The sequence below is a fragment of the Algivirga pacifica genome (assembly GCF_039543525.1).
GTDB lineage: Bacteria > Bacteroidota > Bacteroidia > Cytophagales > Flammeovirgaceae > Algivirga > Algivirga pacifica.
In genome coordinates this window covers 52,770-66,600 of the sequence record NZ_BAABJX010000039.1, presented here as the reverse complement: position 1 = coordinate 66,600, position 13,831 = coordinate 52,770, and the positions used below count along the sequence as shown (strand labels likewise).

Genomic DNA, 13,831 nt, shown 5'->3' with positions numbered 1-13,831 from the left:
TCGTTCAAAATTTAAAAATAAGCAACGAGCCTTAGAGAGTATAGACTCGTTGCAACAAAGCCAAAAGGATTTCAAAGTAGTGTTCCTTCACAGAATCCCTGAGGGAAGTAGTAAGATTAAAGGCAGCAGAACTTTTGATAATAGCTCATCAGGCTTTCTCTCTTTCAAGGTTTGGTATGAGAAGCGTCAACAGGAGAAACTCCCGTGCAGCTTTGTACTTGAAGCTACAGGTAATTATCATGAACAATTAGCTTGGTTTTTATTCGAACAGCAACAAAGGGTGCATGTAGTATTAGCCAATCGTGCTAAAAGTTATTTGAAGAGCTTAGGGCTGAAAAGTAAAACGGACCAGATTGATGCAAAAGGGTTAGCTCAGATGGGTGCTGACCAACAGTTAGCGACCTGGCAACCTTTATCTAAAAGTTTATATACATTACGAGGCATGACTCGTCATCACGAGGATTTGTGTAAAGTGCTGGTGCAGTTAAAGAATCAGCAAAAACAGTTAGCCCATAATATATATGTACTTAAAGAGGTCTCTAAGGGACTTGAAGAAACTTTAGCGGTCATTGAAAAACAATTGGAGAAGATAGAAGGGAAAATTAAGTCTCTGATTGAGAAAGATGAAGCACTTCACAAGAAAGTGGCTTGTATTACATCGATCAAAGGAGTAGGCTTAATAACTGCAGCTGTCGTGGTGGCAGAGACCAATGGATTTGCACTAATCAGTAACGTTAAGCAACTAACCAGTTATGCTGGTTATGATGTTAGGGAGAATCAATCTGGTCAACGGAGAGGGACTTCCAGTATTTCTAAAAAGGGCAACAGCCATATTCGTCGCATTATGCACATGGCAGCTTTAAACGTAGTACGTTATGAGGTGGGAGGTTTTAAAAATCTACAGCAAAGAATCTATGAACGTTCTGGTTATAAGATGAAAGGCTATGTCGCTGTTCAGTCTAAACTGCTAAAGTTAATGTACACTCTGTGGAAAACAGAACAGTATTTTGACCCCGACTATGACAGTAAAAAGAAAGAAAATATAATTGAAAAGACGTTAGATTAACGATGGCTAAAAGTTAGCTCGCCCTTGAAGGCGATAAATGACAGCATGCGAGAGTAACGAGCTGAGCGAAAATTTTCGCCTGAAAAGGGTGAAACAGACTCTTTATGCCTAAAAAAAGTAGCCACACGGTGGTGGCTACACGAGGTAGATTCAGAAAGAATACTTTCTGATCTCCTTTCAAGTTGTTAATCTACAAAAAATACAATAATATTTCTTGCTTTTTATCACAGTACCTTAAGCTAAATCCTAATCCTAGCGTCCTCGCTCCCGTTTTATAAACTTGAGCGTGGACGCTCAAATAATGTTTTGGTCTTCGCGAGGACGCAAAGACCAGTGTCTACCACTCCGTTAAGTTGACGTCATTGGGGGTAACTCTAAGAGCGACTCATCTATTGGCTATAGTGCTAAACAGCTCCTTGCCATGAGGCAAGGAGCTACATATCAACAGACTTAGCATTTAGCCTACTAGAACCCAAAGCTATCGTCTTTTGGTGGTTGCTCCGTGATTTTCACGCCAATCGTGCTGATGGCAGAGCCACAAAATATCCCCACCACTTTTCCTTCACTTTTCTCATTCATAGGAATGATATTGGTCGGAACATTGACAATCGGAGGAGCAAACAATCCTCCATTGCTCATGTTGGACTGCATCTCAGACATAAAGTTAAACCCTGTACCTGTGATAGAGTGTAGCTCTACATAAATAGAATCTCCCACCTCATAAAATGGGGTATTGAATGCATCATCGGCATCTGCCGTTGGATTTACGCCCAAACGTACAGGAGGAATAAAAGGTGTTCCATCTGACAAAGGATTATTATTCAAGCCAGGGATAATATCATGTACAAGTACAATTTCTTGTACTTTATCCAGTAATCGCCCATTCTTCCAAGTCTTTAGCCAGTAGAAATCATCTTTCCCTTGAAAATCTGTTGCCCATAGTTCTCCAACAATCGTCTCTACAGGAAAGAATAAGCTCGCCTCTACAGTTACCAATTTCAAGGAATCAATTGAAGGAACCCTCTCAATAGAAGTATACGACTCAAAAGTATACTCTCCATGTTGTACTTCCAATCGATATTGGTTCTCATAGAAATCGCCCTTTACCCCTTCTGCAGTTCTTGCATGAATCATCAAGGTATCAGCCTCCGAAGCTGGCATCCAAGTGTAGATTCCATCCTCATCCGGGTCAGTGAAAGACAATACTCTACCTGAACCATTCAGTTCTTCTACAGTCACTGTAGCGCCAACTACAGCATCTGCCCTACTTGATTGAAAATATGGCTTGGTGTACGACAAGCGAATTTGCTGCTCCTTGAATTGATTATTGATAAAAGCATCGACCACAAACTGCGTTTCTCCTTCTTCCAAATCAATTTCTACGATATCCTCACAACTTGCCAATCCAAGAAGTGCTATAAGTCCGATATATATTGAATAATATTTTCTCATGTCAATCACTCACTAGAATTTGAAATTATATGAAATAGAAGGAACAATAGAGCCTATAATGGATAACTGTACCGCTTGGTTATCGGTCACCACATTTTCCGGTCTACGATCTGCATTCGGTTGGAAATAAATTGAGAATGGGTTTCTACGGTTGTATACGTTATAGATCGAAAGTACCCACTCTCCATCCCATCGGCGTTTGCTTTCCGGATCATAGGTGATAGACAAGTCCAAACGGTGATAAGCCGGGATACGGTAATTGTTTCTCATATTGGACGGATTATGTGCCGGAGAATATCCCTGAATCTCATAGGTACTCGAAGGGAAAGACGCTGGTGTTCCTGAGATCAACGTAAAGTTAGATGATACATTCCATTTCTTCGATAACTCATAAATAGCGACCAAGCTTAAGTTGTGGGTTTGGTCAAATCTTGCTGCATACCATTCGTCATTATTGATGCCCATTGTTTTGCGTTCTGATCGAGATAAGGTATAACTAATCCAACCATTGAACTTTCCTCTGGTCTTCTTCAAATACCACTCTGTTCCATATGCACGGCCAATTCCTTCCATCAAATCTCCCTCCAAATAAGTATTTAATAAAAGGTCTGCTCCTACGACAAAGTCCACTAACTGTCGCATATCCTTATAGTATACTTCCACTGAGGCTTCATACATATTATCCTTGAAGTTTCTGAAGTATCCCAAAGCCACCTGATCCGCCAACTCCGGACGTACGTTATTTGTACTTGGATACCAGATATCCAAAGGCGAAGAAGCTGTTGTATTGGAAATCAAGTGAATATATTGCGCCATGCGGTTGTAGCTGGCTTTGATAGAGCTTAGTTCATTAAACTGGTATTTCACAGAGAATCTTGGCTCAAGATTACTATAGGTCGTAATTGGCTCCCATTTATCATATACTACTTCTGAACCTTCAATAGGTTGTCTACGTGTACCCGGCTCCTCTGCATCGGCATACTCCAAGGTGGTCGCCTCTCCCATATACGTAAAAGAAGATAATCTCAGTCCATACTGTAAAGAAAGCGCATCAGTGACTTTTTGCTCATTTCCTACAAATACCCCTGATTCCAATCCATACATCAGTGGCATTCCAAAAGGAGGAAGCTGCTGTCCTGCTACAATGGCTGCCGTTTCTCCGGGAGCAAACTCATACAAGGTTGCTCTAGCACCAATGGTCATCGTATTATTGGCATTCAGGTAGTAAGTCATTTCTGGCTTAACACTATAGGTCTGAATATTGGCTTTCCAATCAAAGGCATCTTCTTCCGGATTACCTACTTCCAGACGATAATCATAGTTACTATAATAAGCCGTGGTATTAATAAACATCTTCTCACTTGCCAAATGGTTCCAACGCAAGCTCAACGTACGGTTCCCCCAATTCGATCCAAATAAGTCTGCGGCTTCAAAGCGGTCTCTTCCCAAGTAAGCTGACAAGAATACTTTGTTCTTATCATTGATGTTCCAATTAACCTTGGATGTCAAATCATAGAAATTAAACACAGAATTGCTAAGATCATCACTCAAGAAAGGCTTCGCTAAAACATCAATATAAGAGCGTCGCCCTGCCACAATAAATGACAACTTATCTTTGATAATAGGTGCCTCTAGCGTCAAACGGCTAAAAATAGCTCCGACACCTCCTTGGGCTGAAAACTTCTGAGAGTTTCCTTCCTTCATACGCACATCTAACAAGGAAGACAAACGCCCACCATACTGTGCCGGAATACCTCCCTTGATCAGCTTGACATCCTTAATGGCATCAGGGTTAAATACAGAAAACAACCCAAATAAATGGGAAGAGTTAAATACAGGAGACTCATCCAGTAAAACCAGGTTCTGGTCTACGCCTCCACCTCTTACATTAAACCCGGAAGCTCCCTCTCCTACGGTACTAACACCAGGAAGAAGCTGTATACTTTTGACGACATCCACCTCTCCTAATAAAGCTGGCATCTTCGTAATCGTCTCAATTCCCAGTTTCTCTACACTCATTGCGACCTGAGAAACATTGACGTCTGCACGTTCTCCAGTAACAATCACCTCCTCCAACTGTTCTGTAGCTTCACTGATACGAATATCAAAACGTTGATTTTGCTCTGTCAGGTCTACCGATTTTTGGATAGTCTCATAACCGAGATATCTATATATCAGCGTATACTCACCTTCAGGCACCGTAATCGAGTAAAACCCATAAGGATTTGTTACTCCACCGGCATTGAGTTCTTTCACCAGAACAGTCACCCCTATCAATGCTTCTCCATTGGAAGCATCCATCACATACCCGCTCACCGTTCGGTTGGTTTGCGCATATATATTTTGGGACAAGCCCAAAATACCTACACACAGTAACAATAAGATTAATTTGACTTTCATTGGTTTTTGATATCTAATATTTGGTTGCTTTCATTATTGATCGTGTAATATGAATGGTCGTTACACAACATTTACTTTTTGAAATGAAGCAAATATTAATTAACAACGACCATGCAAATAAGTCAATTGTTGATACAATAAGCACAATAAATTATGACGAAGATGTAAAATATAAGGATGAACCTGTTTTTTTCTCACACAAGCCTTAACCATATGAAACCCGATAATGTTTTCCTTGATAGTTTGGTGGAATTTACAAATCTTGTACTTTCATCATTCTATCTTTAATTTTTTTGATAAAACAAACGAACTTATGGAATTCCTATTCACCACAGAAGGGATAATAAGCTTACTTACCTTGACTATTCTAGAGATTATTCTAGGGATAGATAATATCATTTTTATATCCATTGTCAGTGATAAGTTACCCAAACATCAACAAGACACTGCACGTAACGTAGGTATTATACTCGCCTTAGGTGTACGTATTATTTTACTTTTTGGCATTACCTGGCTAATCTCCTTGAAAGAGCCATTACTCACAATCGATTTCTTAAAGTATTTTCATATTGATCCTGAGTTTAGTGGTCGTGACCTTATTCTTCTTGTAGGAGGTATGTTCCTATTAGGTAAGAGTGTTTCTGAAATTCACCATAAAGTAGAGGGAGATGAAGAAGCAGAGCTTAAAGCCAAACAAAGTAATGTATTATGGAAAAGTATCATCCAAATTGTACTGATTGACATTGTCTTCTCTTTTGATTCTATTCTGACAGCCGTTGGCCTGGTGGAAGAAATCATGATTATGATTATTGCCGTAGTGCTATCACTTTCTGTCATGTTGGCTTTCTCCAAAAAGATTGCTGGATTTATTAATAATCACCCAACCATTCAACTATTGGCCCTGGCTTTCCTGGTGCTTATTGGCTTCTTATTGGTGATCGAATCCTTTGGAGAGGAAGTACCAAAAGGATATGTTTACTTTGCCATGGCGTTTGCTTTTGGAGTTGAAATGCTCAATATGAGAAGGGTAAAAAACATCAAAAAATCAAAGGCTACAGAAACCGTTTAATTAAGGTTGAGGCGGCTTGCGCCGCTAGTTGAGGGCTTCGCTGTTGAGTGGAGCTTCGCTCCGTTGAGTTGTACTTCTCACTTTGAGATTTTGCAGTACTACTCTTTCTCAACAGCCCGAAGGGCTACTCAACAGCAAAGCGCTCAACCAGCGGCACAAGCCGCCTCAACTGTTGGAAGCCAAAAAAAACCACCACCCAAAGGGTAGTGGTTTTTCATAACTGTGTGTACTAAAGCTATTTTACTTTTGGGTACCCCTTTGGGGTTACCTATATTTTTTATCTGACTAATGATTTCTAAACATGATAAGCTTAACGCTTAGAACAAATGTATATCCTACACTTTGATCCTGCAATAATCCTTTTTGCTTTTTCACACCTTCTACCTCAATTTCACTATTAATTACTAGCATTTGATAACTGCTTTCAGGGAAACAAGCCAGTCACAAGTTATATTATACTGTTTCAGGTTAATCCTTTTGCTGTCTGCGGAATAATATATCGGGTATCGGGCTACAGAAGGACGGGCAACCCTTGTGGTTGCCCCCAATACTGTCAATTTAAGAAAAGGTAGACACTAGTCTTAGCCTCCAGGCTAAGACTTAAACATAGTGGGAGCGTCCTCGCTCCCGTTTTTAAGGCCTTGAGCGAGGACGCTCAAGTTATGATTTTAGTCGTAGCGAGGACGCTACGACCAGTTCTTAGCTTAAATTGACTGCATTGGGGGTGCCCCTAGATGGATGAAATCTCCATCAACTGTTGCTCAAAATCCTCCGTACTACTTGGTACTTTAGCCCTTACTCTATTCCTATAGGCATAAATGGTATTCTTGGTCAACCCTAAAATATTAGCTACCCGATCCGTATCGTTAATCCCCAAACGCATCAGGGCAAAGACCCTTAGTTCAGGAGTTAACTTCTTCTCCCCTTCCACATTAAATGTTCCTGTATTTCCTGTTATTCTTTCCAAGTCCTGAATAAAGGTAGGATATAGATCCAGGAAGAGCTCATCAAAATTACGATAGAATAAATCTCTCTGCTTCTTGGGCTTGTATTGGGTGATCAGGGCTTCAATCTTACTATATTTCTTTTGTACCAACAGGCCTCCCACGGTTTGATGAAAATGATCTAGTTGCTCAAAAAATTGTGCTCCTATTTCAAAAAACTGTTTGACATACCCCTCCCTCAAAGCATTAGCCTTTCGTAATTGCTCATTAACCTGCTGCAGCTCTCCATGCTGCTGGTTTAATAAATCCTGACTTTCTCTAATTCTTTGATAGTTTTGTTCTAGCTCTTTATTTTTCTCTGTCATCTGAGATTGGGCAGTGCGTACTTTTTGATTTCTCTTTTTCAAACGAAAAGTCTGTAACAATAAAAGTACACTGAGAGAAAAAAGAACAAAGAAAGATACTTTCCAGAATAGTTGACGCTTTTCTTCCATATCCTTGATCTGAGCCTCAATCACTGGCCATAAGATATTGATCTGGGCAATTCGCTGTCGGGCACCATATATCCTGGCATTTTCCAATGCCCTTTGCATAAATCGATCTGCTAACTCCAGTTCTCCTATATCCATAAAGTATACCGCTAGCAGATGGTTGGCTGTTGTTTCGTACGTGCTGGATTTGATATCGTAGATCGCGCTTTGTAGCAGTTCAAGGATTTGCGCCTCTTTGGTCGCTTGCACCCACCCCTTGCTTGCATGCGTCATCGCAAGCTGATGAAAACTTGCTTTATTTTCTTCAATGACACGATCATAGATAGCAACAGCTTCTTGATTTTTTCCATGGCGGCTATATTCAACTGCTTTGACCAAAGAGGCTATAAAGCTTCCATCCTTGGCTAGCATAAGGACGGAATCGGCATAGATCCCACCTGTTTGCTGGTAATCCTTATAAAACTCTTTTAATTGGGTGTACTCAGCCAGATCGTAGTTCAGCCGATATTGCAAAAAGTAATAATCTACACGGAGTTCCTGATCCAGTAATTGATGAGAAGGTATTGCCTGCAACAATTCCTTTGCCTTAATGAATACTCCCAGTGAGAGTAGCACCTCAGCTTTTTTCAATGTGGCTTCATATATCCTTTGCTGGTTCTCCAATGCTTCTGCTGTTTTCATCAGCGCATTCGCTTGCCGCAAGGCTTCTTTACCTTTATAAGCCAATAATAAATCCAATAACTGCCGCTGTACTTCAAAACAGGAAGTATAACGTTGGGCTTCCCAGTACTTCTGTTCTTGTATTCGCAGTTGCTTTAGTTGATCTTCCCTCTGCTGATTATAGGCATTTCGATTGGCGTATTCTTTTTCCAGCTCTTGTAACTTTTGTTCTACCTTAGGAGAAAGTTGTGCTATTGCCTGTGGAGTAAACCACATTAAGGCTTGTATCAATAGTGCTAAAAAGTAGAGTGCTTTCATCTCGATGATCTGTGTATGTTGAATCCATTACATGATGTCCCCTATCTGGTCGTAGCCTCTAGGCTACGACCAAAACATAATACAAGCGTCCACGCTTGCATCAACCATTGAGCGAGGACGCTCAATTTATATTAAGGTCGTAGCGTGGACGCTACGACCAGTGTCTACGCCACGACTAAAAGTTGTCAACATAAAGATAACAAGAAGAAAGCCTCCCTAAAACTTATTGCGGCAGTATACGCAAATGATCGATCAATGCTGCATTGACCTCCACGTTCATATTTTCGTTATGCGGCTCGAAAGATAAGTTAATCTGATTACGACCTTTCTTTAATGTGACCACAATCGCATTGGTATAGGCCCAACTCGACCACTCATCTACTCCTCTTTGTGCCATGACCACCGTACCTTCTGCTTCTCCATTAACTTTTAGGGTACGGATTGCACATTTGTTATCGGAGTTCCAGGTACCGTTTCCATTGGCATAACGGAAATCAATAAAGTATTTCCCTGCTTGTGGCACGTCTACATTCCATGACAACTGTTTATGTTGTTGTTTTGAAATTTCTACGGCTCCTTTACCGGTAAAGTTAACTAACGAGCGTCCCGTTGTCTTACCGATAGACTCTGCCTCCAGTATGATTGCCGCTTCAGGTTTATACAATTTTACCGGCTCAGACATCAATGACCAATATCCATTACTGTCTTTGACACGAATCGTATACTCCTCTAATACTGAAGGCAAGCTTACCGCTAACTCCGTCTCAGAGGTTTCCTTCAATAGCTCACCATTTCTATAAATACTGTATTGCTTTACGCCTTCTACAGCATTCCACTTTAGTTTCCCATCTTCCCATTTCAATACTGGAGCGGTGATATCGTGGGCATTTTCTACAAGAGTGATCGATTGGCCTTTAGAGATGTCCTCATTATCCATTACGATTTCAATGGTATGTCGTCCTGATTGGTCTCCTTTAAATAAAGGTGCTGTTTCCTTTCCATCAATTTTAAAAGACTTGATGTTCTTTCCATATCCCTTCACTTCAATATCCAGGATAGCATCACGGTACTTAAACCCTTTCAGTGTTTTATTTCCTTTATAGGCCTTCGGTATTGCTGGAGAGAATGTAACCTGATCAGGTTGGAAATCCATCCCGAAAAAGATCTTATATACCATTCCCAAATGTCCGGCAACACTCCATAGCTGATAGTCAGAGTTAAGTTCCGTTACAAAGTCTCCATTATCCGCTACCATATTTTCCTTGTTGGTCAGGAATAATGCTGAAGCTCTGTAGATACTACCTAGCCCATGCTCCAACGCTTTTCCATTCCCTACCTTAGCAGCCGCCAGGTTGTAAAATGACTGTACAAAAGGCCAAATCCCATTATTGTGATAAGGTTGTATCCCTGTGATTTGAGGATAAAAACATGGAACACCATATACCACCGTCGGTGTACTGCTTACCACTTCTTGCTGTCGCTCTGGGGATGCTACATCATACAAAACAGCCAACGCTTCACCCAATGCCTCAGAACGTTCAGATAGTAATGGATAATGTCCCCCATATTTATACATGGCATAATACCCTCTATCTTCCAACCACAATTCCTCATTAATAGCCTTCTTCAGGCCCTCAGCCAAGCTCAGATACTTTTCAGAAGGTTCACCCAGAATGCTTGCCATTTGTCCCAAAATATTCCAGGTAGCGTAATGTACCACATTGGTCCCTAATCCCTCAGACTGAGAAATCGCCACATTGTCCATCCATCTAGGATATTCCTGCTTTCTCCAGTCCAGGAAAGATGTTTCTCCCAAGACCAATCCATCTGAAGCAACAATACTTTTCAAGTCATCCTCTACTGTATTTTTAATGATCTCATATGCTTCTCTTAGCCATTCCTGATCGCCTGTCACCTTATACAACTCCCAGGCAGCCAACGCCCAAGTAGTACGGTCAGTAGAAACAGGCCATGCCCCTCCTGATCCAGTATCCTGTATGATACGGTTACGCTTCACCTTCTTTCTCAAAGAGGTCATACTGCGTTCCGGCTCTACGGCACCAAGTCCCAATACGATGGAATAACTCACATCACGGGTCCATACCCCTGCCCACTTTTTACCAGTACGGAAAGTGCCGTCTGCTTCTTTCAGCTTAATTACCTCATCCAGGGTAAGCTTATAGAGTGAGTTCAGCAACGGGTAGTCTGTTTGAAATTGAGGAAAATCCGCTATATCATTTTCCAAGGTCCATTGGGAAGCCACAGCCCCATCAGGATTTTCTGTATTCATTACCAATGTCACTTCAAAAACTCCATCCCCATCAGGGTCTTCCAAAGAAGTTCTCAGATTCTCAAAATCCCAGTACAAAGGCGCACTTCCTCCGGCAATATAAACCCCTTGAAAATCTTCCTTACCGATACGCTCCCCATGAAGATCCTCATAGTAGCCTTTCTCTTCAAAGCTTTCCAAAACAGGAGTCATATCAAGACGAAAAGTCACTTTGGTATTTTTTTCCAGATTCTCCTCCGCGCCTTCTTTGGAAGCTACTGTCTGATCTCCAAAGGTGATGACCGGTGTACGATACACCCCATTCTCAGGCTGAATCACCACACTATGGTTCTTTCCGTAAGGCAATTCATTGTCTTTGTGATTCAAGCTAAACTTGAATTCTATCTTTCTACTGTAATGCTCCATCGCAGGGCTTACATAGGTAGAGGACATAGAAGTGTCCGACAATACCTTAGCTTCGTGTTTTCCTTGCTTTACGCCATTTTCATAAATGGTATATGTATCATTCTTGTAAAGTGCTTTCTCATTGGAATCGGAATTACATCCGGTACCTAGAGTACAGATGGCTGTTGCTAGTGTTAGTATTGTTTTTTTGTTCATCATCGTTTTGTTAAAAGCGTGGTATCTGGGCCACAGATCCCTTGTCTGAGGTATAATTCCATCAGCTCAGCCTGATGTTAATCGTAGATAGGGTAGTGCAAACCCGCTGCAGGTCGTAGGCTGGAGCCTACGACCAGTTTCCAGCATAGGGCCCTTGCCTCAGGCAAGGGCCTACAAAATTTTCTACAGGAATAATTACAAGCATTACCCCTATTGAAAATTGTACATTAATCATTGAAAATTAACCGTCCGTGCCGATTAGGCGACCTTCTGATGGGCGACCACAAGGATCGTCCCCAATGCTGTCAATTTAAGCTAAGAACTGGTCGTAGCGTCCTCGCTACGACTAAAATCATAACTTGAGCGTCCTCGCTCAAGGCCTTAAAAACGGGAGCGAGGACGCTCCCACTATGTTTAAATCTTAGCCTGGAGGCTAAGACTAGTGTCTACCTTTTCTTAAATTGACAGCATTAGGGTCGCCCCTACGGTAGTTCTAATCGGATAGCGGCTCCTCCTCCGGCAGCCAGGTGCAGCTTCACGGTATCTCCTTTCTTTACTTCTCTGTTGAAGATTTGATAATCGTATGGTGCGTCTTTCCAGTTAGCTTCTTCTCCATCACCAAAATAAGTCATGCGGTAAGTCTTGCCTTCCTCCAGAAAGTCCAGAGTCACCTCAATATCCCTAGCATCCTCATTGGTGATGCTACCAATATACCAATTATCGGAATGACGGTCCTTTCTGGCTACCGTATAGTACTCTCCAATTTCTGCTCCCAATACTTTTGTTTTCGCCCAGTCTACAGGTACGTGGGTAATGAACTGGAACATTTCAGGAAACTCCTCATAATGTTTTGGCAAGTCACAAGCCATTTGTACCGGAGAATAAATTGTTACGTATAATGCTAACTGTTTGGCCAAGGTCGTACTTACTCTACTAGGGTATCCTTCTTCTCTATACGTTCCGTCAAAAGTCATTCGGAATGCTCCAGGTGTAAAATCAATCGGTCCTGACAGTCCTCTGGTAAAAGGAAGAATCACGGTATGTTCCGGAGGGTTAGAAGGATTAGCCCAGGCATTATACTCTTGTCCTCTCACGCCTTCTCTAGCCAGAAAGTGTGGATATGTTCTTCTCAATCCCGTAGCCTTGATAGGTTCGTGAGCCACAATCGCTACCTTATACTTGGCTCCCAGTTCCATTACGCGATGGTAATGGTTCACCATCCACTGTCCATGATGGTATTCTCCATTATCAATCTTTCCAACATACCCTGTCTTCACCGCAGGAATACCCAGTTTATTATAAAACTTAAAGGCTTCTTCCATCTGAGGTTCATACTGCTTGGAAACTTTCCCTCCAGTTTCATGATGACCGATCAACGTCATTCCTCTTTCCTGAGCATAACGCTGTACCTCCTCAATATCAAAATCATCATAGGCTTTAGTAAAATCCCAGTTGTCCCAACGCTCCCATCCAATATTCCAACCTTCTACCAATAACCCTTCAAATCCATTTTTGGAAGCAAAATCAATATACTCCTTGGCATAAGCCGTTGTCGCACCATGCTTTACGCCCTGTTTCCAGCTTTTAGTGTTCAAGTGCATATCCCACCAGATTCCCATATAGCGCATGGGTTTAATCCAGGAGGTATCCTCTATCTTAGATGGTTCATTCAGGTTCAGTACCATAGTAGACTCCACCAAGTCTCCTGCATTATCTCCTAGGATAATCGTTCTCCAAGGAGAAGTAAATGATGCTTCCTTCTTCACTTTTACACCATCTCTCCAAGGTACGAGGTCACAAGTCACTCCCTTCCCATTGTTCTTAAGGGTCATAGAGGCATAGTCCACCAAGGCTGCCTCATGAATACTCATATGAATACCGGAAGCCAACCTCATCGTCATAGGCGTATGTGCGATGTCTACTTTACTGAGCGGTGTTTTCTGATACAATAGCTCATAGGAATCATAGTCTGCATGAATCCACCAAGTACTAGGATCCTCAGGGATATTAAACTCGGTCACCTCATCCATCAAATCGAGTGCTCTACCATCCTTGTTGATCACCTCATAACGAAACGCCACTCCGTCATTGAAAACCCTAAAGGTAATCAACATAGTTTCTTTTTGGGCTGTTGTCACCTCCCATTGTGTCTCCTTATAATGGTCCAGCACGATTTGTTGCTCTCCCCACACCATTTGCCAACTTTGCTCTACCTCCCTTGAAGCAATCTTCTTGACTGCATTAAAAGCGTTCAAATCAAACTGCTTGAATTTCATACCCAAGGAAGAAGCGGTTATTACTTCCTGCCCTCTCCTTTTTACCTGATAAGAAAGATCGCCATTCTTAAATGTTATGATGGCAACATTACTTTTATCGGGAGAAGTCAAAGTCCAATCTTTGGTATACCCTATTACCACAAAGTTAGTCAGTAATAAGAGTAGTATACTTAGCTTTTTCATTTTCTGTTTATTTGATGTGATGTGTTGTTTATCGGTTATCGGTTATTGCTTATCGTTTAATAAGTAACAGTCATACTATAAC

Annotated in this window: 7 protein-coding genes; 2 read left to right on the top strand and 5 right to left on the bottom strand. The window is 41.5% G+C overall.

Annotated elements, in window-relative coordinates; translation table 11 throughout:
* A partial coding sequence (locus ABD985_RS13645; protein WP_345372612.1) for an IS110 family RNA-guided transposase occupies positions 1 to 1,066 on the top strand: 1,066 nt, incomplete at its 5' end.
* 465 nt (positions 1,067 to 1,531) lie between these two features.
* On the opposite strand, the gene ABD985_RS13640 is transcribed toward ABD985_RS13645, so the two are convergent.
* Both ABD985_RS13640 and ABD985_RS13635 read right to left on the bottom strand, forming a co-directional pair.
* On the bottom strand, positions 1,532 to 2,518 hold the full coding sequence (locus tag ABD985_RS13640; RefSeq protein WP_345372610.1) for a DUF4249 domain-containing protein: 987 nt from the start codon (positions 2,516 to 2,518) through the stop codon (positions 1,532 to 1,534).
* A 12-nt stretch (positions 2,519 to 2,530) separates the two neighbouring features.
* A complete protein-coding gene (locus tag ABD985_RS13635) occupies positions 2,531 to 4,918 on the bottom strand; it encodes a TonB-dependent receptor (protein ID WP_345372608.1) in 2,388 nt (795 codons plus the stop codon).
* Positions 4,919 to 5,231: 313 nt separating this feature from the next.
* On the opposite strand from ABD985_RS13635, the gene ABD985_RS13630 reads away from it, so the two are divergent.
* Positions 5,232 to 5,987 (top strand): TerC family protein, encoded by a 756-nt coding sequence (locus ABD985_RS13630; RefSeq protein ID WP_345372606.1) that lies wholly within the window; start codon positions 5,232 to 5,234, stop codon positions 5,985 to 5,987.
* A gap of 730 nt (positions 5,988 to 6,717) precedes the next feature.
* Here the strand turns inward: ABD985_RS13630 and ABD985_RS13625 are convergent.
* The 3 genes from ABD985_RS13625 to ABD985_RS13615 all read right to left on the bottom strand — a co-directional run bounded on the left by ABD985_RS13625 (position 6,718) and on the right by ABD985_RS13615 (position 13,749).
* On the bottom strand, positions 6,718 to 8,400 hold the full coding sequence (locus tag ABD985_RS13625) for a DUF6377 domain-containing protein (protein WP_345372605.1): 1,683 nt from the start codon (positions 8,398 to 8,400) through the stop codon (positions 6,718 to 6,720).
* Between the two features lie 223 nt (positions 8,401 to 8,623).
* Positions 8,624 to 11,293 carry an alpha-L-rhamnosidase-related protein gene (locus ABD985_RS13620; RefSeq protein ID WP_345372603.1) on the bottom strand — a complete coding sequence of 890 codons (2,670 nt, stop codon included), beginning with the start codon at positions 11,291 to 11,293 and terminating at the stop codon, positions 8,624 to 8,626.
* A 479-nt stretch (positions 11,294 to 11,772) separates the two neighbouring features.
* Positions 11,773 to 13,749: a glycoside hydrolase family 97 protein gene (locus tag ABD985_RS13615; RefSeq protein WP_345372601.1), complete on the bottom strand. Its 1,977-nt coding sequence runs from the start codon at positions 13,747 to 13,749 to the stop codon at positions 11,773 to 11,775.
* Positions 13,750 to 13,831: the final 82 nt, after the last annotated feature.